Genomic DNA, 23,783 nt, shown 5'->3' with positions numbered 1-23,783 from the left:
AGACAAGCAGAAGAAGGGAGAGCGTCAGGTTCCTCCCGGTTTTCTCGTTATCAAGGACAGTCATCCTGATGACGAGAATGAAGCTCTCCGAAGGAACATCGTCGTACGATCGTGGAGGAAAAGGACCTTTGGCTGCTCGCTAGTTTGTCATGTTGCGACCATCTCCACTCATGTTGCCAAGGAAGCTGACGAAGTGACTTCTCTTGGAGGAGGAGGAGGAGGGAAGGATGATGGGTGATGGGCCGTCGCGTCTTCCAGGATCTTCTTGTGATGGCGTTTTTGTCGGGTATGACGTGGGTTTTGGGTATTCATGTGGGCTCCCTTTGCTTCTTGTTGTCTGTTTTGCCTTGCTCTCGAGGAACAGCGAGGACTGTCACTCCTCCTCCAATCTGCTGACACGGATGCTGGTGTCGTGTCTGCTTGCGCAGGGGTGGCATGAAGCGGGACCTGTGGTTGCCCCTGTGGGTGTGGCTGCGGTGGAAGCGACCTGGCTCTTGGGCGAACGAGGAGCAGGCGCTCTGCCAGGTGGTTTTCCGGGTGTGGGTCTCTCTCATTGCGGCAGAGGAGGGAGAGGTCAGGAAGAGGAAGGGGGAAGCGGACGCAGCAGAGAAGAGGGGTGTATGTGCTGGAGAGGATGAGCGTGACGAGAGGGAGGTGGTGCCGGTGCGTTGCGGATCACAGGAACAGGGGAATGTTCCCATGAGGTCGAAACCAGCAGACAGGAAGTGTGCGTGCGGCCAGGCGGATATGAGTGATGGTCAGGAAGAGCGGTGGGGTGTGTGCCTGTGCGGGTGTTGGGAGCTGCATGGGGAGTGAGAGGCGCTGTGCTGACGGGGCGCAGCGAAGGAGTGCCGTTGCCTGCTCAGCGCAGATTGAGCTGGAGAGGGGGAGCAATCCGCGCTGGGGGCGCTGCACTGGCCCTCCGCTGTCTGAGGACCCTGCATGCAGGAACAGAGGGCAGCGGAGGGCTGTCTGCCCCCCGTTGCTCGGGCGGTGATGTGCGTGAGTCGCGCGAGACTTCCTCGGTTGAGCGCCCCCTTTTCTGTCGTGCGAACGTGTTCTGCGTGTGAAGGAGACGCTGTGGAAGAAGAGAGCCTCTCTTTCCTCGTTGAGAGGTGTGAGCAAGGGTCGTTTGCGACCGGAAGGCGCTGTGTAGGGTGCTTTTGCCTTCTGATCTGCGGAGCGGTTCCCAAGAGAGCGATCCGAGAGAGGAGCGAGCGAGGCTGAGCTGTTGAAGGGGAAGGTTGTTCCTGGTGTTGCGGTGTCGGAGTGCGCTTGAGTGTTGCTGTCTATCGAAGGCGATCATCCTGATATCCGGAATAGAGATGTCTAAAAGGAACATTGCCCTACTCTCTTGTAGTAAAAGGAACTTTGGCTTCTTGTCATTTTGACTTGTAGTAATCGGTACTTTGCTGTTACTGCGTAACAAGCATGTGTTCCCTGGATGGTAGTAAAGCGAAAGAAGCAAGAGCTGCCGGGGTGGGTTGTTGAATTGCTCCGGGTATTGGGTGGTACGGTGCGCTGTGCAGGGGGCTTGAGCGGGTCTGGAGCGTTCTTCGTGCACTCTGTTCAAGGCACCGTGTCTTTGTCTCTCCTTCTGGCGGGCTGTTACTCCTACTACAATATGATGGCACGGGTCGGTTGTTCCCGCGGTGCCCCCTATGTTACAAGAATTACTTTCAGAAAGTAATTCTTGTAACATAGGGGGCACCGCGGGAACAACCGACCCGTGCCATCATATTGTAGTAGGAGTAACAGCCCGCCAGAAGGAGAGACAAAGACACGGTGCCTTGAACAGAGTGCACGAAGAACGCTCCAGACCCGCTCAAGCCCCCTGCACAGCGCACCGTACCACCCAATACCCGGAGCAATTCAACAACCCACCCCGGCAGCTCTTGCTTCTTTCGCTTTACTACCATCCAGGGAACACATGCTTGTTACGCAGTAACAGCAAAGTACCGATTACTACAAGTCAAAATGACAAGAAGCCAAAGTTCCTTTTACTACAAGAGAGTAGGGCAATGTTCCTTTTAGACATCTCTATTCCGGATATCAGGATGATCGCCTTCGATAGACAGCAACACTCAAGCGCACTCCGACACCGCAACACCAGGAACAACCTTCCCCTTCAACAGCTCAGCCTCGCTCGCTCCTCTCTCGGATCGCTCTCTTGGGAACCGCTCCGCAGATCAGAAGGCAAAAGCACCCTACACAGCGCCTTCCGGTCGCAAACGACCCTTGCTCACACCTCTCAACGAGGAAAGAGAGGCTCTCTTCTTCCACAGCGTCTCCTTCACACGCAGAACACGTTCGCACGACAGAAAAGGGGGCGCTCAACCGAGGAAGTCTCGCGCGACTCACGCACATCACCGCCCGAGCAACGGGGGGCAGACAGCCCTCCGCTGCCCTCTGTTCCTGCATGCAGGGTCCTCAGACAGCGGAGGGCCAGTGCAGCGCCCCCAGCGCGGATTGCTCCCCCTCTCCAGCTCAATCTGCGCTGAGCAGGCAACGGCACTCCTTCGCTGCGCCCCGTCAGCACAGCGCCTCTCACTCCCCATGCAGCTCCCAACACCCGCACAGGCACACACCCCACCGCTCTTCCTGACCATCACTCATATCCGCCTGGCCGCACGCACACTTCCTGTCTGCTGGTTTCGACCTCATGGGAACATTCCCCTGTTCCTGTGATCCGCAACGCACCGGCACCACCTCCCTCTCGTCACGCTCATCCTCTCCAGCACATACACCCCTCTTCTCTGCTGCGTCCGCTTCCCCCTTCCTCTTCCTGACCTCTCCCTCCTCTGCCGCAATGAGAGAGACCCACACCCGGAAAACCACCTGGCAGAGCGCCTGCTCCTCGTTCGCCCAAGAGCCAGGTCGCTTCCACCGCAGCCACACCCACAGGGGCAACCACAGGTCCCGCTTCATGCCACCCCTGCGCAAGCAGACACGACACCAGCATCCGTGTCAGCAGATTGGAGGAGGAGTGACAGTCCTCGCTGTTCCTCGAGAGCAAGGCAAAACAGACAACAAGAAGCAAAGGGAGCCCACATGAATACCCAAAACCCACGTCATACCCGACAAAAACGCCATCACAAGAAGATCCTGGAAGACGCGACGGCCCATCACCCATCATCCTTCCCTCCTCCTCCTCCTCCAAGAGAAGTCACTTCGTCAGCTTCCTTGGCAACATGAGTGGAGATGGTCGCAACATGACAAACTAGCGAGCAGCCAAAGGTCCTTTTCCTCCACGATCGTACGACGATGTTCCTTCGGAGAGCTTCATTCTCGTCATCAGGATGACTGTCCTTGATAACGAGAAAACCGGGAGGAACCTGACGCTCTCCCTTCTTCTGCTTGTCTTGTCCCCCGGTCTCTCCTCACCGCCGTGCCGGGGACACAGCATCCCTCTATTCCCAACGCAATGCAAGCACCTATCCTCCGTTCTCCCCTGAGGACAAAGCAAACACCAGAATGCTTCTCTCTCCACGCAGAAGAACAGCACCTCGCTCCCTCTGAACACGGACCATCAAACGACACCAAGCCCTCCGTCCCATGAAGCGGATCCAGTGAAAGAAACCGAGGCTCGGTTTCGGCGCAAAGTGGTGATGAGGGGGGCGGCTGGCTCCTCAGACATCGGAAGCAGCAACCATGCTGAAGAAGGACTTGTAGTGAATACCCCGGGGGCGGCATCCTCAGGCCGATGCCGCCCCCTCTTGGCTCGATACTCCCAGAAGAGACTGGGCGCCGATGTCCTTGCACTTCTTCCAGCAGCGCCGCGATGATCACCTGATGAAGAGAGCAGTGCTCTCAGAGCTGATTCTGCTGCGTGGTGACCGCTACGCCCGTCAGCCGTCCATTTCTCCTCATCGCTCCTGATCAATGTCTCACCTACCCTTGCTTTTTACCTCTTTCATTCCCCTGCTCTACTTCTGTCCCATCCTGCAAACGGTAATAGCGTGTTTCATTCGAATAAAAAACCTTGATCACATCTCCCTCAAGCTCATAGCTCCAGGGAGGCTCCACAAATGTTTCCCAAAGCCGCTCGCCCTCCTTATTCCATATCGATAACTCTATTTCGGCAGACAGAAGAACAAAAGGCTCGACGTAGTGCCAACCCCAAAATCCTCCCATGATTCTCTCTTCCCAAATCTTTTGTTCTCTCTCCAGATGATAGATCAGCAGAATCTCTCCTGCTCCTATGAATAAGGTCTGCGTTTCAGGAAGAAGAAACACTCCCGGGTTAAAACCGCTCTCTTCCCCTACAGAAACATGAAGGATCAGGATGAGGAAAGGCCATGCATTTCCTTTCGCAACGAGGATCACAAACGTGTTCTCTGCTGTTACATCACCAATATGTTCAACGATGCGGGCCTTTTTATGATACTCCCAAAAAAGGGATGGAAATGTATTGGAAACAGAAACCCTATATTCTCCGACAGTAAAACAAAACATATTCCCCTCTCTTGGACGAAGACAGAGAAATGAGGAGCATTTTCGCCCACCCACTCCCCAAGATTCTCTACTTACGAAACTTCAGGATAGGTGAAACGAAACGAAGACCATCTTCCGTTACATGCCAGACAGCTTCGAGGAGACGAAACTTCCCGGAGGGTCCTGCTAACAAAAACTCCTTCTTGATAAAAGTTCCCCATTTCCCAACTCGTGTTTCCACAACATTGTTAGGGTTCATTGCTGCCTCCTTTAAGTGATTTGTAAGATAGAACTTTCCATTCTCATGAGTAATAACACTGGGTTTCTCGTCCGAAGCCGTCAGGATAGCGTTCTTCGAACTCGGCCTATCTTCCCTCACAACAAGGCTGCTGAGAGATTGGACCAGAAGCATTGAAGCGACTAGATACTCCCCCCATCGTCTCTCCTCTTCATTTACCAGGAAGATGTTCCTTTCTCTCTTCCTGACGATTTCCATTCAGCAATAGGAGCAGGTCCTGCAAGATGGTTTGATAGACTGCTTCATCCTGGTATCCTGAGCAATCAAGAACCTCCGTCTCATCCAGCACATGCATCTCTAAGCCTGTTCTTTTGAACAGAAGCGTCCAATCAGGGGCATCACGCAGCCGTGACTGATCGAGCGATACGGTCACAATCAACGGCTCCTTCGATTGTGCTTCCTTTCGCTGGAGAAACGCCTGGATAGCAGCGCTTCCAATACCTCCAAATACTCGAAATGAGGCCCGGGAGACGACAAGCAGTCGGGCATCCTGCGGCTGCATCGACCACTCCTCTGGCGGCTCTCGATACCCAAACCAGAGTTCAAACTGTTCACAGGCAGGATACAACCAGCAACAGACCCCGTTCCGAGAGAGATCTTGCCAGAGCCTGCTTGCAAAGGCATACTCAGCAGGGGCATACACGAGAAAACAGGAAGGACGCTGTTTCCACTCCTCAAGCGAGAGCGTCTCGTTTGTACTCAGGGTTTCTGGCAGGCCACAGCCGCGAAGAAAGCGGGGAGGCAGGCTTCCCTCTGCTCGCGCGATCGTCTGCAGGTCCGGGAATGAGCGCCCGACATGATACGCCTGATCCAACCCTCTTGCCCGATGCAGGGGACAATTGAGAATCCCCGTTTCCCAGAAGACGGCCTTCTCAAAGCTGGTCCCTGTCAGATCTGTCTCATGCAGCACCGTTCCACGCAAATACGTCCATGAACAGTTTGCCTCTCGCAAGGAGGATCGTTCAAAACGCGTCAACCAGAACTTGGCGCCCTCCAGATCAGCCCCATCAAAGCACACCTGCCGCACAATCATCTCATCCATGCAGGCATGTCTCAGATTCGCCCGGGAAAAGGTACCATGACAAAAGAACGCCTGCGTCCAATTCGTATACCGAAGCATCGCCTCTTCAAAAATAGTTCCCACATCCGACGTCACCTCTACAAGACTAGCAAATTCGAGATGGCATCTTCGGAAGCAAGTCCGGCTGATTTCTGCGCCCACGAGATTCGCACTCTCCAGGTCCGCATCAGTGAAATCTGTCATATACAGTTCTGTATCACGCAAATTCACCTTCCGCATCCGTGCCCCCGTGAAATTCGCCTGAAAGAAATGTCTCCCTGAAAGATCGGCTCCCTCTAAGTCGGGGACGATCTCGGGATGCTCCGTACGCCATTGATTCCATCGCTTCACGCCCTGTTCCAGCATCGCCAGATGGTCCGGATTGGCCATTGCAAGTATCTCCTTTCTCATTGTTCTTCTACTTCTCTACATGGTATTCAAGGACATGACGCTCGCATCCTATAGCTTTTTCTGCTCTCTCAGTCTTTGCCCTTTTCATACAGAGAATCAGACAGACCGGAGAATGTTCTTCTCCAAGAACATCCACAGAAAACAGAGCAATTATTACTCACAATCTTGTGTTTGTCTAGAGCCTCCTATGACTCAATTTCACATGTGAATGAAGAAAGCGTAAGACACACGCAAACAAAGAAATGCAGTCCAGTCATCGTGTGCAGGTGTCGTTCATCCTCCCGCATACCACATCGAAAGTGACTCACCCAAATACCGGAGGCGTCCCTACCCCATCGGTGAAGCACAAGTCCCACTTGGCCGGTATTGGCATGCCACTCTTGCTGGGGAAATCTCTTTTTAAGAAACTCAGCTACACCCACAGGGGCAACTCCAGGCATCACTTCACGCCGCTCCCTGCGCGCGCTGACGCGACACCAGCATCCCTGTCAGCTCCTCCTGTCGTTTGAAAGAAGGCGCAACTCCCGTGAATACCACTTCTTTGCGAAACGCCACGTCGGCTTGTTGGACGCATCAGCAGACGCTTTCCCTGGCTCACCTGTCGTCCAGGGACGAAACGGTCCCTGCTTGTGCTGCCCATTCCCTGAAATCCTCTGCCTCTCGGGTCAGGCCCTTCCACCCAATCAAGAAGAGCTCCAAAGTCTCTTCCTTGCGTCAGGTTTCGCTCCTCAACGGCCTCACTGAGCCGTTTCTTGCAAAAAGTGCGCAGACACGTGCGTAGCGATGATCCTTCTCATCGCTATACTGCTCAACGAGGATCATTTGCAAACCAAGCTGACAGATGATGCAGAAACAGATTAGCTTCCTCCATTCACAATGCCCCTTACTCATTTGTCTCCCAGCACCATTAAGCCATCTATACGTATAAACTCACCTCATTTCGCAGCAATGCTCCACCAAGTGCAATAACACCAAAATTCGCATCACTCCTCATTGTATAACTGTCTTGACCATCACTCCTCCACCAGGCACGGATTGTTTCTAAAGCCGCCTCTTCTACTCCAAAAAAACCAGCAATAAGATAAGGAATTCCAATGCGTTGATCACTGGCAGCCTCAAGAAATCCTTTCCTCCAGAAGAGATCACCAACCTCCCCATAGCACCTCTGCAACATCAGGGACAGGATATGCCAACGCGTTGCACTATCAAAAGAGGCAATCGCCCCAATACTAATCTCGTCAAGGACCCTCCCAACCGCATACTCAACAATATGCTCTTTCACATCGCTTTCTCGCATCCTCAAATACTGCATATTCTGCATAATCATTGTTCTCAAACTTTCATGTACAGCCGCATCCCGATACCGCACACATGCCCGCTCTACCCTACCTTGCGTCTCTTCATCCTCCATATGACAGAGCAAGAACCCTATACGCTCGATACAGGTTGTATCCTGTATCTCACTCAAGATATATGCCGCTTCAGCCTGGACTCGTTCATCTCTATCCCAAAGGAACGGATACAATACCTCTCCTGGTTGAGGCTTTTTTCTGTGGAGCACATGCAGCGCTGTTTTACGAAGTTCCCCATCATCCGTCGGATCAGAGGCAACGTGCAACAAGGGCAACCAACTCTGCTCGTCGCCATAAGACCAGAGCCATCTTAATGCTTGCTCTCGTGTCCAAAGCTCTTCATCTCGTGCCACGATCAAAGGAATCACTTTTTCTGGCTGGTTCAGCAAAATATGTCCTTCTTCCTCCCCTATCTCTCCTCTTACCCGTAATACTTGAGCAAAAGAAGCTGCCTCCTCTTGTTCATCTTCTGCAATCTCAATACGCCGTTGCTCATCCTTTTGTTTCTCCTCCAGCCATCGTGTCACCCATTGGAGTATCTCTCCATCTTGACACTCTTCCTGTAATAGAGGAAAAAGTCTCTCCTTATGCGGATTATGACTGTCTGCCATCCTCTTCACAAACGCTCGGCTTTTTTCCTGGTCTGCTGATGTCATTCGTAACCACTTCCGAAGAATACGTCGAGCAATTGGTTCTTCCCACCCCAGTTCTTCCAGCATGATTGGCAGCATGGAGGGATGCTGAGCCACCAGCCTCCATACCTCCTCTGGATATGGCAGGGAGTGCTTCCAGAGTCGTACAACCGCCCAGATGAGAACCTCATCAAACAAGAGCCACTCCTGCTCTTTGTCGCTATTGACCTCACCGCGCCGTTGAAGCAACGCCACAATCTCCTCTCGCATGTCGCTGGCTCGCTTCTCAACACTTGTCCAGAGCGCCACCCCACACACAAGGAGAGATGCCTCTTTCCGTCGAAAGATACTATGGCAGAGCTTCTCAGCCCGCTCCTCATCCACCTGCCAGCACACGAGCAATGCGACCCCGCGTAATTCCGGAACGTGTCCATCGTCCAACACGATCTGTTCTAATACTTCGCTATCCATATTCGTTCCCACCACACCCAAAGCCAGCACCGCCGCACACCGCCGAGCAAGCGAAGCCCCATCCATCTGGAGCCGGGCGAGCATGCGCGCTCTCACATCTGCTCCAAAGAGTTGCTTCATCAACGCATAGGCCTGTCTGCGTTCCTTCCGTGAGCCAAGCTCAAGCTGCAACAGCCCATCTGCAATCCAACCCACAAGGGCAGGTGAAAGCGCCTCTCCCGCCCTTCGTAGCTCGCGACCCACTCGAGCAAGGAGCAGGATACTTGCTGTATCTCGCTGGAGAGAGAAGCGCTGCTCCTCTACCCATCGCAGCACGGCTGGCGCATTCGCCCCGGCCAACAGGTGCACAACCTGTTGCCAGAAGGGCGAGCAGCGCTTCTCTAACAGCAAGAGGTCCGACCACATCCACTGCTGTTGAGTGAGCATGCGCGCCACCAGTACACAGGGAAAGACAGGAGATCCCCAGGAATAATGCACCCGCTGCTGGTTCCAGGGAGCACCCCGGTGCCCAACAGACCGACAGAGCACGCCACTCTGTTCTAACAGAGCCAGATATGCTTCTGCCCGGGCTCCTGCTCCTGCTTGCCTGAGCACCATCAAGATCTCTGCACGCGATAACATCCCTTGCCAGCCACCATGAACAGCAGTTGCCCATGTCCACGCCAGCCGCTCTAAAGCAGGACACACTATCTCTCTCAGCAATGAAAGATCAGCGGACTGCATCGCTCTCTGCAAGAGGTGCTGCAACACCCACATATATCCCTCAAAGCAGGTTGCCGGTAATCGTTGCTGTTCAGCATAGAACGCACTCCACCACGCAAGCACCAACGGGACCCGAGCTTCCCCATATTCAGGCGCTTGCAGTTGCTCCCAACAGGCAGCCGCCATCATAGGATCAGCAGCAAAACGCTGCAGAAGATAGCGCTTACACTGTGTATCCGTCCAATCCAACAATTCAACAAAGAAAGCTGATGACAGATCGAGAGCAGCCGCTGCTTCAGGCCGCACAGCACACACCAATCGAGCATGCGGCAATGTCTCAACCCAGGAAAGAAATGTTCCGACCAACGCCCGCTGCTCAGGATCCAGTAAGTCATAGTCATCAAGCAAAAAGAGCGTCGGGTGAGCCCTCAGCCACTCCTCGAGCAATGCATCATGCCCTCGCTCATCCCCCAGCGTTTCTCTCAGTATCTGCTGCAAGGCCACAACGACATTCCCGCGATAGGCGGAGAGCACCCGGACGCATTCTGGGCCACTCAGCCATATCGGTAGCACCATCTCCTGCTCATCCTGCTCATCCTGCAAGCAGCGCTGCACCTGTGAACAGACAGCAAGACACTCCTGCCGTAAAAGCCAGCTTTTTCCACTTCCGTGACGCCCTACAATTACGAGACGAGGCTGCTGTATTCGTATGTCTTGCCAGAACAATCGAGCCGTGCACTGCTGGTCATAGCGACTTTTTGCCTGCCAATACGTATAATTCAGTTCATACTGCCAGGCAGGGAGACAAAACATATCGTAAGGCTGAAACGGGCTCATTTCCACTCCATCAGGAAACGGTGAAAACAAACACTCCAGTTCTCGGCGCTCTCGCCTCTGCTCATTCGGTCGAGAGGCAGCACACCACTCTACAGGAATTCCATTTTCTGTACCCGCCAATAGCGCTACAGCAGAAAAATCTTTCTCTCGGCACCAAGCAATAAGACGCTCAAGATAGCCTTGTAGCGCCCGACGCTGCCTTCTCGTAAGCGTTAGTCTCATACAAATCCCCCCTCTTCAGCGGTCTATGCTCTTTTCCCTTCATAAGCACGCGGGATGAGAGAAGGGATCTTCTTCCATCTCGCTTGTGCTTATCTCTTCTTCGAGAACGAACCGTGTTCGTCAGACGATTCTATCAGTATTTTGGTGATTCCCTATTGATCCCCGGGGCTCTTTCTTCCAAATATATCCTTCAAGATTTTCCCAAGCTCAATTACCCCAGTGTCTGGATTTCTCCTATAAATCCAGACATCAATCGGCGCCTTCCTTCCAACCTGCTTCAGCCTCCTTCCTCGTTCTTGGAGCGCTTTCCAACATGTTTGACAGGGGTACTTCCCTTTTTCGCTTACCACCCGGACGATGATACCGGCATCCCCTTCGTTGAGCCCGTCTATTATTTTTCCCCACTTCTTAAGGTTAATTTTAGACAAGCACTCTTGTTCAGCACATTTTAGCCCAAAGGGCCCCTCATCGTCCTGCTCATGAATCGGGCTGGGACGCCAACAGACAAATCCTTCTGCCGATTGGCACTACTTGTAAACTGGCGGTGGCTGAACACTCTTGCTATCACAGCCTGGGAGCCTTTCTCCGTGCGGCTGAAGCCTGGACGAATTTTTACAATCACCAGCGCCCTCATGAACGTTTCGGGAATCTTTCTCCTCAGCAATTCGCTGAACAATCGGCTTTGGAGAAGATCCCTTCGATTCCCTTCATGTCGTGTCTATAGAAACAGATACTTTACAGGTCACCTGCCTGATTCCGCTAGTGAGAAAAGCAAACAGAACAGTCGCAAGCAAAGCCTAGAGAAGCCCTTTGTGAGACGCCGAAAAGCGCCAAGACCAGACAAAGAGAGCAAGCAACTTCCAAATACAATCATGCCAGGCAGGAGCACAATGCAGAGATGCATCTCAGGGCACTGCTGGAGGTCGTCAAAGAGGCTATCAGGCAAGGCCCCAAATCTTCCCCCTCTCAAAGCTTTCCCTTCTTCGAACAGCGATGGAAGGAGGGAATGCTGAGACAGTCAGTGCTGAAGAAGGAATGCTCTGAGAAGAGAATGCCAATTTCTTCTGGATTCCTTGAAGCGAGGGACTGTTACAGACATTCTCTGGTTGGTTGTCGTAACAACACAAATTGCTGCCGTCAGGTAATTCGCTGCTCCAATAACCCCTTGTGCTAAAGGATCAGATGCAGTTTGGAGTTTGTCTCCAATTTCCTGATATGAGACGTTGTAGAACAAATCAATAGGGAAATAAGCTCCAGAAGAGATATAGCGATTGGCAATATCGATAAACGGAATACCCGAGCGAGAGAGATACTTCTCTGTATTATAGGTATCCACGATGTGTTGTTGCTCTTCTGTTAAAGTGTCGAGCTGCTTCGTTGCAGGAGGAGGGGTGTTATCTCCTGTTTCTTTCCCTTGAAAGTCAATGTAGTGACTTGTATAGCTTCCCTGATAGAAGGAATAGCTAGGGATATTTCCCTCCCCGGAAAGAAATCCATGCAACTCGCCAAAGGAACCAAAACGGCTGAGGGCAATAATCATTGCCCATCTCTGTCCTGCACAGAAAGGACAATATTCTGCTCCCACATAAAGCACCACAGGTTTTCCATCCTTCCCCTTGAGGATGGGGGTATTCTTGATAGTAGTCATAGGATTGGAGGCAAGCGACCCTGTTCCTACCTGTTCAAGCAACTCAGGCTTCAGAGATGGAATCGCTTTCAAGGCCGTATCTTGTCCTGGTTGAAGCTGATCTGAAGATCGAGAGGAGGCTTGATAGAGAAAGAGTGCAATGATGAGTGTAATTCCACCGATAATACTTCCTAAAAGAATCCATGTTGTCGATGTTGATGGCTTTTGTTGGTTTTTCTTGCCCTGTCGCTGTGACCTCAGGCGTTGGCGTCGCTCATTTTTTGTCTGTTCTCTCCGTCGAGTCGCTGAGCTATGTTTTGGCATTCTCTCTCCTTTTTTCTTTCTATCATTGTTTTTTTATCTCATTCTATCATTCTTCCTATGGAGATTACCATATACCTCTACTGCAAGAGAAGGAAACCAAGAAAAAAATCCAGAGAGCGTCTGGAATAGACAAACGTACTCAATAAGTGCTGTACTAGTAATAGTGGGTTTGTTGCAATGGAGACGCATACTCATGCTTCTTAGGGACGGTTGAGCAAGATTGAGAGCATTCATCAGAAAGTGTGAGGCTCACATTGTTGTGTTTCTATTCAGATGACTTCCTCTTTATGAGCAAGATATCCGCGGTGAGTACACCAGCCATGGGCATCCTGAGCAGTGACTGTCTCCAGAGCCTTTGGCAATCGCCTGCGGAAGTGCCTTTCGTGTCCGACATCGATCCATTAGGGTAATCGACCGAGAATAGGACGCAGTCGATGCCGACCTCAAGCAACAGATTGAGAAACATGGGAACCCAGGTGAAGCCACTGAGCGTGTAGTGGAGATTTTCGCGGAGATAGGCACCGAGTGGACGTTCCAACTTCGTGACATCTGTGGGCAGATAGGAGTCGGGGGAGCATGAAGGACAGACCTTCGCCCATATGGCCGATAATGACCTGCAAGTGTGGATAGCGGTCAAAGGCCCCGCCGAGGATGAGGCGCAGAACATGGGTTGCGGTCTCAATGTGCCAGCCCCAGGCGAAGGGCGAAAGCCTGGCTGTGACCTCTGGCGCGAAGCCTGCGTAGTAGGTCTCCACTATCGGCTGTGGAGGCGGTGTCAGATGGCGGCCACCCCGGCGATACGACCAGGATGGCGTCGTATCGCCTCCGCAAGGTAATTGTTCGTCTCGCGTGCAAGCGTCACGGCGTCAGGCGCATCAAGTTGCTCCACACCGGGAGATCCCAGTGAGAGAACCTGCATGTCGATATCCGCTGCATCCATATCCGCGATCCTGCGGTCATCGAGATCGCAGAGGAGTTCGAGAAACGTGAAAGAGCCGGAACGCTCAGCTTGTTCCTTGAGGTTGCGTCCCGAACCTTGCAGGAAAGTCGGACTGACATAGTGCTCTTCAAGCGCAATGGTGTACATTGTCTTGCGATTTTCAAGATGAAACATAGAAAAGTATCTCCAATAGCTTGTAGGTATGACAACGTGACGGAGGCCGCAGAGAAAAAAGGAAAGGGAGATTGGCCTGTTTCCTCTTCCTCCATTGTCGGTTATGACACCATCTCAACCGGAAACTGGATCTCAGTGAGGTAGTCATCCAACTCGCCACTCCAGCGCAAGCTGACCTTGCGATTGGGGCCTGTGATCGTGTAGCCATTCGCCTCAATCCAGCTCCCAAGCGCTTGATATCCCTCAACGATGGCATGGGGACTTCCATGACAGATGAGACTTGCCATTCTGGATACCCCAGGCAACTCACACAGCGCAACGCGCTCGCCCCAGTCTGCGCGTACGGTGCTGTCGCTGAGAAATATCGCCAAGCTGTTTTCAGCTCAGACAAGTATAAGTCTTTTGAAGAACAAGTACTTCAGAGGTATAGAGGACAAGCCACTATACAGAAAGAAAAAGCGACTACTTTTAAAGTTGATACCAACGCTATTGTCGTTCGTATTCCAATCGCCAGCAAGGTAGAAGGGGTTTACTCAGCTATCTTCAAAGGAGAAAGCACTACGATTGAATCCACAATTACGGGACTATTTCTCCCTGCCCCTGATAAAAGCGTTCATATGATCATTACCAGGAATGAAAGAACAGTGGTAGATCATATAGCGTCCCCTCAAACAAGCACATTACCGCCTGGCATTGTTTTGCCCGCTGGGTTTGTTGGGGCTGTTTTAATAAATGCTTAAGCAATGCAGGCATCGGCTGGTCAATCGTGCAAGCTATAGCGGCAGCTTGCTCAACTGTGTCTTCCAGGTCATCGATCGGCATTGTTTCGTTCGCCCGAAAGACGGTTTGGCGCGCAGCTTGCGCCCAGGTGACAGTGGAATCGGAGCGAATGGCAAAGCGGGTCTGCTCGCCATCTTGCCCATGCTGCTCCGACCAGGGCAACAGATTGCCAAAGTGTTTCTCCAGCTCCTTGAAATACTTCCGGTTGAGTATTTTAAAACAATGATCTACCTTGATCGGCACAATGGCCCTAATCCGTAGAGCATGATCGGCATCACGCAGGACAGATTGTAAAAGGAAAGCTCTCTGATCTGGAGCTTGCGTATGTATGATACATTGCAGATAGAGATTTTCTTTCTATTACAGGAGAAGAGCGGAATATATAGAGATGGAAGTGAGCGAGAGTCGATGCCTTTTATACCAGGCACATTTCAGTATAAGAGGCTTAGTGAGGATGTTGAGGAGAAGTACCGGGTTCCGCCGCTGGCTGATCCGGCGGTTGAGGCAACACTTTCGATGGAACAGGAACCAGAGATTGCGGTTGTTCCCGTGTCTGAGGAAGTTTTGGGGGTAATCGCAGTGGCAAAGCGTGAAGCTCATGAGCGTGGGATTGATGTCATCTGCCAGGGATATCAATGGGTTGGGTGTGGGCCATTATTCCCGGGACTCTTGCGCGAGGGTGGTAACACTCCATATAGGAAGGTGCTTGCGCAATATGGCCTTACCTACGAGCGCATTCGTACCACCCTTCCGCCACCGGCTTTTCTTATGTAACCTGGCTAAATAAAGGTATAGGTTTGGGAATCATAGCTTCCCGTAGCTTCGAAGCCGGGTGCATCACCGTAGGCGTTGGCGTAGCCTGCTATGGTGTAGGCTACTGGAAGGGATGGAGGATCTGATCTATAGCAGATTGCCGACCAATCAGATGTGTTGCCCCGGCCTGCACTCGTGTTTCATGAGCCAACGGTGAAGACAGCATTTGGCCCTAACAATTGGTTGCCGTTGCACTTGCCTCCTCCCACGCGATGCGTAACGAGATGACGAGAGCGGAGAAGAGAGCCTGTCATGCGCTTTGAAGCCGCTTTGCTCTCGTTGACCAGCAATGGTCAGGTAAGGCTCACGAAGTCGCAGAGAAGCCTGATCGGAGTCAGGAGGAGATCTGGCAATCAAAGAGGGTACGGTCTCTGGATGAGTCGTTTGCTGGTCTGCGGGCTGGGCAAGACGAGTCTGCACCTCTGGCAGATTGAGGAGATCATAGTCCTTGCCTCGCATGATATAGGCAAGCCCGGACAGGTCTGCGACGACGGCACCGTTGCCATATTGACCATCCAGTCGCACCGCAGCCCGACTCAGGGGAACTGATTGGGCTTGTAGACACGCCCTGATCGCCTTCACCGCCTGGCGCAGTTCTCCACGATAGTCGCCATTGCCCGCCCCAGATGTCCCGGAGAAGGTACCTATCCATTGGTGCGTGTGCGCTTGGAGAAGAGTTGTGCGCGTCCGAACCACTTCTCCCCGTTTGCGCCCCGTATAGCCCGAAGCACAGACCTCATCCAACCGGCGCCCTGCAGGTGGGAGATCAGGAGTGCATGGCAAGGCCCGTTGACGGGCAGCTTGTCGCGTGCCATCACTATCGAATACCAACCAGTGGGTTTCTTGCCGGTCCCACAATCCGCCCGTTTGTTCCTCTTGCTCCAGAGGCCGGGCCAGCAGGTCTTCGAGAAACACCGTGCGCAACGCCTCGACAGGCGCTTGCGGAAGTGCCGCAAGAAATCGGCTGAGCGTCGAGCGAGCAAGCAAGCGATCTCGCCCGAACAGCGCCATGAACGTATCGGCAAAGGGTAGCAAGCGCTCATAGTATTCCTCCAGCGTGCGTTCTCCATTGACCGCATAACCCAGGAGCACAACCGTGAAGTCAGTGAGGTCATGATGTCTGAACCGACGCCGAGCGAAGCGCACGCGTTCCGTAAAGCCCGCATGATACAAGCAAACAACAACCTCATGGAGCCTCACCTCCTCTCTCTTTCCTCCAGATCTCGGCCAACTGCTTCCTGTGCGCACGAGCACCTATTTCCGGTTCTCTTCCGCATGCCACCACCGGAGCATCACCTTGCCGATCCCTGCCCACGTTCTCCGCGATCCAGCTTCCTCATATCAGGATGCCATCCTGCATGCTATTAGCCCCATCACCGCTGGACACAGCCAGAACCTCGACGGACATCACCCGCAACAGCGCAGCAAACAGCCATCCACACCTATGAGTGCCAGCTTGGGTCACTCCCCCTCTCCTCCCTCTGCTGGCTCGCTCCCGCCTTTTCCTCCTCTGCTTTTACTGCACCAACAATCTCACCCACGTTCCGCTTTTGCGAAACCGCAACCCTCCCCCTCTCTCCCGGTTCCGTCCCACCCTCTTCCGATGATCCCGCTTCCAGGCGCCAGCATCTGAAAGCGAAAGCCAGCACCCTCTCATCTCATGCCACGCGGAAGCAAACTTTCCGCGCAAGCGGATGAAGAGAGCCCCCCGTCACGCACGACAGCAACCTGCGATGACGTCTCCTCCTCGTCATCTGCGTTGGCACCAACCTGCTCCCCAGAGGATGAAAGATATGCTTCCACAGCATCCTGATCCCTCTCTCGCAACGGAAACATATGCCCTATCGCACGCTCCCCCACAAGATGCAACACCCCCCCTCTTTCCACCAAACCCGGACCTGCTGCTCCATTCCCGGGACAGGTACCTGCTCCGGCTTTGTTCCGATTTTTGGCATCCTCAACAGGCCGGGCAGACGGACCCCGCTTTCCGCTTCGGAGGAACCTGCGGGAGGGAAGCCGTGTTTGAGCATGGAGCCCAGCACCACAACACCAATGCGCTCGCGAACTCAACGACGCCGCAAAGACGAGTGGTGGGGGACACGCTCCAAACCACCACACCCCTCATCCTCCACCGGCTCCACCTCCCAGACAGAACCGCGACGGATACCCCCCCCAACAGCACAGAAACAACGGCGTGCCTGCTTGGGCCGCTCCCTCTCTCCTCCCTCTGCTGGCTCGCTCCCGCCTTTTCCTTCTCTGCTTTTACTGCACCAACAATCTCACCCACGTTCCGCTTTTGCGAAACCGCAACCCTCCCCCCTCTTTCCCGGCTCGTTCCCTCCCTTTTCCCGCTTTCCCTCTCTTGTCTCCTGCCATCCCTCCCACTTCCCGCTTTTGTGAAACCGCAACCCTCCCTCCTCTTTCCCGTTCCCCTTCCCCCCCTCGATGATCTTCCCGCTCCCTCTGCCTCCTCTCAAGACGCTCCACACGTCCTGCTGCTGAAGAAACGTCCACTGCTTCCACTTTGTGCCCTCATCCTTGCCATCCTCCCCGGGCCAACGCGCCTGGCTGCTGATCTGGGAGAGTGCTCCTGAGATTCCAGTAAGCTCGTGCGCACCTGGATTCGCCAACACAACCGGCAGGTCAAACCCTCAGGCACTCCTGTGCGCATTCTGCCGTTGTTTCTGCCCATCCAAAGTCCCTGCCTCAATCCCATTGCACCCAGGTGGAGCCATGGCAAGCGGGCCGTGATAGGACTCAACGACATACGCTCGGTCAGGCAACTGGAGAAGCAGTTCTACTCCTCCTATTACTGTCGGCTAACGCTCATTTCTCTCTCCCGGAAAAGGTCCCTTAAGAAGGCAAGCACTCATCCCTCTTTCCCGTTCCCGTCCCATCCCCCTCGATGTTCCCGCTCCCAAATGGACATGGCACCTCCCAACACCCCTCACAAGAAGCTGCTGCTGAAACGCTTGCTGCTTCCACCTGCTGCTGTCGCCCTTGCCATCAACACACTCGCCACGCTCCCCGGCTCAATGACGCTTGCTGCTTCCGCTCCCACCGATACCCGTACCACCAATGACAAGATCATTCGCCTGCGCTCCTCAGTGCAGGGCCTGCTCCCACCCATCACGGTCCGGGTTCCCACCTTCAACACAACGCAGAAACTGGTACACTTGCATAACATGCTTATACTCATGCCAATATGAGGAATAGCTTGTATTCAACACTTTCAGACGTGAAGAAACAATGGTGTCTTCGTGTCTGAATCTGCATGGCGGTATACGACGAAAGCTCGCTGGCTTCAGCAACGCGCCATCTGCTCCGCCTGCATCCCAACTGGTCGCTGCTGCGGTCGGCTGCTTCCCCAGCATGGTCTCAACGTGGCGCAATCGCTTCGCTCACCCTCCCCCCGATGTCCAGGCATGGCTTACCCACCTGCGCTATGAGTTCTCAGCATCGACTCTTTCACTGCAAGCACTGCAATACAACGATATTGTGCTCTGGCTACAACATCTCCATCATGACCCTGTAGAGGAAGCGGAAATAGAGCCTCTTGCGCAATGGCTCTTCAAAAAGACGCAGGGCCAACCCCTCTACATCTCTGAAATGCTCAAGCTCCTGTTTCATCGCCAGCTTCTAAGAGCGTATCCCGCAACCGATGGGACATGGAGTATAGATTCCACTCTCTCGGAATCCAAAATTGCGCAATGGAGCCGCATGATCCCCGCAAAAATAGAAGACACGATCCGCATGCGCCTTGCAACGGGTACCTGGCCCCCATACCTTGCTCTTCGCGCCAAGCACCGTGACCCTGAACTGGCGGGCATGCCGGTCCTTGTTCCAGCCACATTGATCTCTCGCATCTTGCGCGAAGAGGAGGTGTTCATCGCACCTGAGCAGCCTCAGAGGCTGCCCAGGCCCCACCACACAGGTCGCCCCATCTTCAATGGTATCCTGCATCTGGTCAAGAGCAGCAAGAACAGCTCCCGATGACCCGCCTGCAAGAATAGCCTCTCTTTTCAGAAGACGTCGACACCCGACTACGGTTTCGAGATCAGAAACATGCACCTGATAATCCGCTAATCCCGGCTAATAGAGTTCAGGAACACGACCCGCTCCATGACCGGGAAGTAAACGCTTCTCTGCCTTTCTCCAAAAATAACGCTTCCAACAGCATCAACTGCAACGATCTTTGTTACCAGCTTCTGCCCACGAATATATTCAGAGCAGCCGCGCAACGTTCCACAGGTGCTCACGGCACAAAAAAGATAGTCAACCTCTCCATCGAGCGCTCGATTGATCTCATCCATTGTTTGCTGATGCGCACGTGCATTGTATTCGTTGGCATATTGATTGGCCCACCAGCTTCCCGGAATTGTCTGTAGCAAATGGTGTACATACTGAAGTCGTGCCTGCAACAGGTCGCCAGTAACAGGGTCGGGCTCCGTTACCACCTTTACCTGTGCGCCATATGCTTTTAGAATAGCAATATTCTGGGCTGTCGTCCTCGCATCTACCACGCAGATAAATGGGAGGCGCAGGTACATGCACGCCTGGGCCAGACCAATTCCCATATTGCCCGAACTGGATTCAATGATCGTCGTTCCTTCTCGAATCACGCCTGTATTCAGTGCATGGTGTAACATCGAATAGGCGGCCCGATCTTTAATACTCCCTCCTGGATTGAAACCCTCCATTTTCGCAAACAGGCGAAAGCGCTTCCGAGCCAAAAAACGGTTCAGCTCTACAAGAGGAGTATTCCCTATTGTCAATAATATTCCTTTATACATCGAACATCCTTTCTTCCTCTAGAGAAGGGTGATCTATACCTCGACTCTTTTCTAGATGGCGAAGAGAGGATGCCGCAGCCCCCACACCGTTAGCCCTAACAACAGACAACCCGCCAGAAAAAACATTAGCGCCATTCCTCGTCCTCGCCCCGTCCCCAACACCAGACCTACAGTAGATGCAAGCCCTCCATTGTTCAACAGAAGAGGCTCGAAAACCAGATCCGCCAATGGACCCACCAAAAGGTAAGCAAAAGGCACAATTGCGCCGGTCAACATATCCAGTACCGAAAAGAGCCGACCATGAACACTTGTGACAGTCCGACTTTGCAAGAGCGCATTAACCGAACCATTCACCATAGGTAGCGCAAGGAAGAGGAGGAAGCACGCTATCACAATCAGCAAGAACGTTCTGCTCAAACCTACCAGTATCAGACAGAAGCTACAGAGCGCCAGCCCCAACAGAATCGTATGAATGCGGCGCCTCAACCCACCCCATACATCCCCTATCACCGGAATCCCTATTTTACTGGCCGCGAGGATATATTACACTATCTCTATACCCATCTCCATATCACCGATAACACAAAGGAAGTCTCTTCATACGCCCTCTCGGGTCTGGGTGGCATCGGCAAAACGCAGACCATTATAGAATACGCCTACCGATATGCGCAGGAATACTCGGCTGTCTTCTGGATCGGGGCGGAATCACACGAAAGTCGCATCGCCAGCCTGCAACGTATCGCAGAGTGTTTACGTCTCCCTGAAGAGCAGGAATGCCACAAAATGATTGCAGCCGTCATCAACTGGCTTAATAGCCATCGAAATTGGCTTCTGCTTGTGGACAACATCGAAGATATAGACATGGTTAAGGCGTTTCTTCCCAGCATGCGACAGGGGTCATTGCTTCTCACAACGCGCCTTCAAACGATGGGGGGCCTGGCCCATATGATAGAATTGGGACGCCTGAGCCTTGATGAAGGCGTTCAACTCTTACAACGCTATTCCCGACATCTGCTGCCCTCCCTCGATGCTGAACAGATACCATCAGCCGAACTCCAGGCGGCACAAATGCTGGTTGAACAGATGGAAGGGCTTCCACTTGCCATTGAGCACGCCGGGGCCTACATAGAGGAAACACATTGTAGCATCTCCGATTTTCTCCATCTCTTTCATGAATATCCACTTGAATTACTAAAGAATCTGCCTCCCGATAACGGGTAGTCGTCCTCGGTCACCCGTACGTTTATCCTTTGCTTTGAGAAACTTCAGCAGGTCAATGCTACCGCGGCAAAGATTCTGATCTTTTGCAGCTTTCTCGCGCCCCAGGAGATCCCTGAATCGCTTCTGGCCTACGCAATTCAGACCATCGATCCCTGCTCTTTTGTTGCTCTTCCATTGCGGCTTAACCACTATCTCAAAGAACTTTTGCGCTTTTCGCTCATTCGGCGAGATGCAGAGCGCAAAACGATCTTTATCCACCGCCTGGCACAGATTGTATTACGTGAGAGCCTCCCTCAAGGGCAGCAGGCACAATGGATAGCTGATACTATCCATATTCTCAATGAGGCCTTCTCGGTCAGCTCTCAGGAAAAGGAGCAATGGCAGAATTGTGAACATATTCTTCCTCACGCGCTCTACATTGCCAACTACCAACAAGAGAATTTCTCTCCTGAACTTGGCTCGCTGCTACTCAAAATAGCGGCTTGCCTTTTCTACCGCGCTCGTTACTCCGAAGCTGAACAACTGTACCGACGGGTTCGCATTATCAGACAAAAGACCGTAGGCGAAATGCATCTGGATTTTGCCCTCGCGACTCATCACCTTGCAGAAGCGCTTTGGAAACAAAGCCAATTCCAGGAAGCAGAGAAGCTCTTTTTGCAAGCGCTGCATATTCTGGAAAATACCTGTGCATCAGAGCAGCATATTATAACAGTCCTCAATAGCCTGGCCTCTTTACTTGAGGATGTAGGACGCTATAAGGAGGCCGAACTGCTTCTACTGCGTGCACTCTCACTCCAAGAGAATACGCTGAGCTTTGAAAACTCGGGAAACACCCATCCACTGAATAATCTGGCCATTCTCTATGCTCTCATGGGAAGATACGAAAAAGCTGAAGAACTCTTTCAACGTATGCTTCAACTCCGAGAAAAGGAACTCGGCTCCCACCATACTGAGACTGGCACTGCATTGAACAATCTTGCCTTGCTTCATCATAAAAGGGGACACCTTCATCAGGCTGAACCGCTTTATCGACGCGCTTTACAGATCTGGGAGGAAATGCTTGGGCCAGATCACACGAATGTAGCAGCAGTTCTGGGAAACCTGGCAAATCTATATATCGATCAGCAGCGTTTCAAAGAGGCCGAAACGCTTTGCCTTAGAGCGCTTCAGATACGTGAACAGAACCTGGGTAGCAAACATCTAAGCACAACTTATCCCCGCATCTACCTTGCAGACATCTATAGTCACTGGCAGCGCTATCAAGAAGCCGAAACTCTCTATCTTCAAGCCCTTGAACTCCGTGAACAGGTTCTCGGTCCTTCCCATCCGGAAACGGCAGTAGTCCTGAATAATCTGGCAAAGCTCTATTATAACCTCTCTCGATACGAAGAGGCCCATAATGCCTTTTCACGCTCACTTTCGATCTGGGAAGAAACGGTAGGGCCAGTGCATGAGTATGTGACACATGCGCTGCTTGGACTCGCCCAGGTTGCTCACAAGCGAAAACAGCACCAGGAAGCAGAGTCTTGCTATAGACGTGCATACGACATTGTGAAGAAGCTGTTCCATGACAAACATCCTCAGTTTCTTGCTGTGCAATCCAGCTTCCAGGAGTTCTATAAGGAACAGGGACATCCTGACAAAGCGAAAGCACTTGCTTCGGAGGAATATTCTCATGCAGTAGTCTCTTAAACACGAACAGAACCATTCTGCAACAGCAGGGAACTGGTTGAGCGCCCTCATTGCTTGTTCCAATACAATGCGCTCACCTTTGTCTTCAACACAGCAGCGATCCCTGCGTATCCCCCAAGATCAAGGAGGACCGGGACAGAATATGATCTACTCTCATCTCCTGGTCCTTCTTCTCCTTATCGTCCATCGGGTAGATCGGGGTCTTTGCCGACCTTGCGCATTATACCCATCAGCAGGCATTGCATCCCCCTTGACAGCATCCTTTTTTTCGTATACACTAAATATATCCGAACGGTCGTACACAGAAGAAGAGAGGAAGCAACAATGCCGAACGAACAGATGCGTACAGCTAGTGACACGCTCATTCTGCATGTTGCCCTCGCGCTTTTCGCCAGAGGCTATGATAGCACCTCGATAGACGACATTCGTCAAGCTACTGGCCTCACATCGAAAGCCACCCCGTACATCCAGAACAAAGAAGAGGTTGTTATACCCTTGCTTCAGCAGACGATGAGGATGCAGAATCAAAAAATGATAGAAGCAGAGCAGGCAGTAAAGGCAGAGCCACTACACCAGCTCACCGCCAGCGGGCATGCTTTTATCTCCCGGGGACTACTCCATCCACAGGGATATGCTTTCTGCTTCCTGCGTGTTCAGCAGGATATATTCCTTCAGGGAAGGTCAACACTGGACAGCAAAGAGCTACACACACCGGGACACCTCCTCACAGGAGGGCTTCTACCATTACGACAAACATATCCGGTTCGTGCTATTGCCAATGCCGCGTTCATCAGCTTGCTCGTTGACACGCTGTCATCGCACAAGCAGCTTTTGCATGAGCAGAAAGTCTGGCAACTACGCGACGTATGCTTCGGCCAGCTCTTTTCTGAACCTATCACCATCCTTGCTTCACTTTTTTTGTCTCGTAAAATGTCCGAACGTTCGGATAAAATCAGAAAGACAGTCAGCAGACATATCTCAGCACATTGAGAAGGCTTGG

At 52.7% G+C, this 23,783-nt stretch carries 23 protein-coding genes; 8 read left to right on the top strand and 15 right to left on the bottom strand.

Annotated elements, in window-relative coordinates; translation table 11 throughout:
* Nucleotides 1-675 precede the first annotated feature (675 nt).
* Nucleotides 676-915, bottom strand: coding sequence for a hypothetical protein (locus KTH_RS05855; protein ID WP_497617113.1), 240 nt, complete (start codon nucleotides 913-915; stop codon nucleotides 676-678).
* Between the two features lie 1,533 nt (nucleotides 916-2,448).
* On the opposite strand from KTH_RS05855, the gene KTH_RS05850 reads away from it, so the two are divergent.
* Both KTH_RS05850 and KTH_RS05845 read left to right on the top strand, forming a co-directional pair.
* Nucleotides 2,449-2,688, top strand: coding sequence for a hypothetical protein (locus KTH_RS05850; RefSeq protein ID WP_497617113.1), 240 nt, complete (start codon nucleotides 2,449-2,451; stop codon nucleotides 2,686-2,688).
* Nucleotides 2,689-3,750: 1,062 nt separating this feature from the next.
* Nucleotides 3,751-3,879, top strand: coding sequence for a hypothetical protein (locus KTH_RS05845; protein WP_497617111.1), 129 nt, complete (start codon nucleotides 3,751-3,753; stop codon nucleotides 3,877-3,879).
* 12 nt (nucleotides 3,880-3,891) lie between these two features.
* On the opposite strand, the gene KTH_RS05840 is transcribed toward KTH_RS05845, so the two are convergent.
* The 9 genes from KTH_RS05840 to KTH_RS05800 form a co-directional block, all read right to left on the bottom strand.
* Nucleotides 3,892-4,455 (bottom strand): hypothetical protein, encoded by a 564-nt coding sequence (locus tag KTH_RS05840; protein WP_497617110.1) that lies wholly within the window; start codon nucleotides 4,453-4,455, stop codon nucleotides 3,892-3,894.
* Between the two features lie 428 nt (nucleotides 4,456-4,883).
* Nucleotides 4,884-6,182, bottom strand: a complete 1,299-nt coding sequence (locus tag KTH_RS05835) for a pentapeptide repeat-containing protein (protein ID WP_497617108.1) — start codon at nucleotides 6,180-6,182, stop codon at nucleotides 4,884-4,886.
* Nucleotides 6,183-7,119: 937 nt separating this feature from the next.
* Entirely contained in the window at nucleotides 7,120-10,197 is a 3,078-nt protein-coding gene (locus KTH_RS05830) for an NACHT domain-containing protein (RefSeq protein WP_497617107.1), read from the bottom strand.
* A gap of 374 nt (nucleotides 10,198-10,571) precedes the next feature.
* Nucleotides 10,572-10,847 (bottom strand): hypothetical protein, encoded by a 276-nt coding sequence (locus KTH_RS05825; RefSeq protein WP_497617106.1) that lies wholly within the window; start codon nucleotides 10,845-10,847, stop codon nucleotides 10,572-10,574.
* 590 nt (nucleotides 10,848-11,437) lie between these two features.
* The gene (locus tag KTH_RS05820) at nucleotides 11,438-12,067 is read right to left on the bottom strand and encodes a DUF929 family protein (protein ID WP_497617105.1); all 630 of its coding nucleotides are present in this window, start codon (nucleotides 12,065-12,067) and stop codon (nucleotides 11,438-11,440) included.
* Between the two features lie 746 nt (nucleotides 12,068-12,813).
* Nucleotides 12,814-13,125, bottom strand: coding sequence for an amidohydrolase family protein (locus KTH_RS05815; protein WP_497617103.1), 312 nt, complete (start codon nucleotides 13,123-13,125; stop codon nucleotides 12,814-12,816).
* Between the two features lie 20 nt (nucleotides 13,126-13,145).
* Entirely contained in the window at nucleotides 13,146-13,484 is a 339-nt protein-coding gene (locus KTH_RS05810; protein ID WP_497617101.1) for a hypothetical protein, read from the bottom strand.
* A 101-nt stretch (nucleotides 13,485-13,585) separates the two neighbouring features.
* Entirely contained in the window at nucleotides 13,586-13,855 is a 270-nt protein-coding gene (locus tag KTH_RS05805; protein ID WP_497617099.1) for a GyrI-like domain-containing protein, read from the bottom strand.
* A gap of 253 nt (nucleotides 13,856-14,108) precedes the next feature.
* Nucleotides 14,109-14,507, bottom strand: coding sequence for a hypothetical protein (locus tag KTH_RS05800; RefSeq protein ID WP_497617097.1), 399 nt, complete (start codon nucleotides 14,505-14,507; stop codon nucleotides 14,109-14,111).
* Between the two features lie 165 nt (nucleotides 14,508-14,672).
* Between KTH_RS05800 and KTH_RS05795 the strand changes: the two genes are divergently transcribed.
* Nucleotides 14,673-15,038 (top strand): hypothetical protein, encoded by a 366-nt coding sequence (locus tag KTH_RS05795; RefSeq protein WP_497617095.1) that lies wholly within the window; start codon nucleotides 14,673-14,675, stop codon nucleotides 15,036-15,038.
* A gap of 147 nt (nucleotides 15,039-15,185) precedes the next feature.
* On the opposite strand, the gene KTH_RS05790 is transcribed toward KTH_RS05795, so the two are convergent.
* From KTH_RS05790 to KTH_RS05780, 3 genes are all read right to left on the bottom strand, one after another.
* Nucleotides 15,186-16,277: a hypothetical protein gene (locus tag KTH_RS05790; protein WP_497617094.1), complete on the bottom strand. Its 1,092-nt coding sequence runs from the start codon at nucleotides 16,275-16,277 to the stop codon at nucleotides 15,186-15,188.
* Between the two features lie 136 nt (nucleotides 16,278-16,413).
* Nucleotides 16,414-16,542, bottom strand: coding sequence for a hypothetical protein (locus KTH_RS05785; protein ID WP_497617092.1), 129 nt, complete (start codon nucleotides 16,540-16,542; stop codon nucleotides 16,414-16,416).
* An 814-nt stretch (nucleotides 16,543-17,356) separates the two neighbouring features.
* Entirely contained in the window at nucleotides 17,357-17,710 is a 354-nt protein-coding gene (locus KTH_RS05780) for a hypothetical protein (protein ID WP_497617090.1), read from the bottom strand.
* Nucleotides 17,711-18,004: 294 nt separating this feature from the next.
* On the opposite strand from KTH_RS05780, the gene KTH_RS05775 reads away from it, so the two are divergent.
* The gene (locus KTH_RS05775) at nucleotides 18,005-18,286 is read left to right on the top strand and encodes a hypothetical protein (RefSeq protein WP_497617088.1); all 282 of its coding nucleotides are present in this window, start codon (nucleotides 18,005-18,007) and stop codon (nucleotides 18,284-18,286) included.
* Nucleotides 18,287-18,326: 40 nt separating this feature from the next.
* The gene (locus KTH_RS05770; protein WP_497617086.1) at nucleotides 18,327-19,073 is read left to right on the top strand and encodes a hypothetical protein; all 747 of its coding nucleotides are present in this window, start codon (nucleotides 18,327-18,329) and stop codon (nucleotides 19,071-19,073) included.
* A gap of 86 nt (nucleotides 19,074-19,159) precedes the next feature.
* Here the strand turns inward: KTH_RS05770 and KTH_RS05765 are convergent, their stop codons facing one another.
* On the bottom strand, nucleotides 19,160-19,870 hold the full coding sequence (locus tag KTH_RS05765; protein ID WP_497617085.1) for a pyridoxal-phosphate dependent enzyme: 711 nt from the start codon (nucleotides 19,868-19,870) through the stop codon (nucleotides 19,160-19,162).
* Nucleotides 19,871-19,921: 51 nt separating this feature from the next.
* Nucleotides 19,922-20,227 carry a hypothetical protein gene (locus tag KTH_RS05760; RefSeq protein ID WP_497617084.1) on the bottom strand — a complete coding sequence of 102 codons (306 nt, stop codon included), beginning with the start codon at nucleotides 20,225-20,227 and terminating at the stop codon, nucleotides 19,922-19,924.
* A 111-nt stretch (nucleotides 20,228-20,338) separates the two neighbouring features.
* Between KTH_RS05760 and KTH_RS05755 the strand changes: the two genes are divergently transcribed.
* From KTH_RS05755 to KTH_RS05745, 3 genes are all read left to right on the top strand, one after another.
* Complete coding sequence (locus KTH_RS05755) at nucleotides 20,339-21,091, top strand: NB-ARC domain-containing protein (RefSeq protein WP_497617082.1); 753 nt, start codon at nucleotides 20,339-20,341, stop codon at nucleotides 21,089-21,091.
* A 24-nt stretch (nucleotides 21,092-21,115) separates the two neighbouring features.
* Nucleotides 21,116-22,783 (top strand): tetratricopeptide repeat protein, encoded by a 1,668-nt coding sequence (locus tag KTH_RS05750; RefSeq protein WP_497623189.1) that lies wholly within the window; start codon nucleotides 21,116-21,118, stop codon nucleotides 22,781-22,783.
* Nucleotides 22,784-23,107: 324 nt separating this feature from the next.
* Entirely contained in the window at nucleotides 23,108-23,773 is a 666-nt protein-coding gene (locus tag KTH_RS05745; RefSeq protein WP_497617081.1) for a TetR/AcrR family transcriptional regulator, read from the top strand.
* Nucleotides 23,774-23,783 lie beyond the last annotated feature (10 nt).

This window comes from Thermosporothrix sp. COM3, assembly GCF_059696735.1.
The sequence above is the reverse complement of the archived record's forward strand: the minus strand, read 5'-3'. Positions and strand labels throughout refer to the sequence as shown.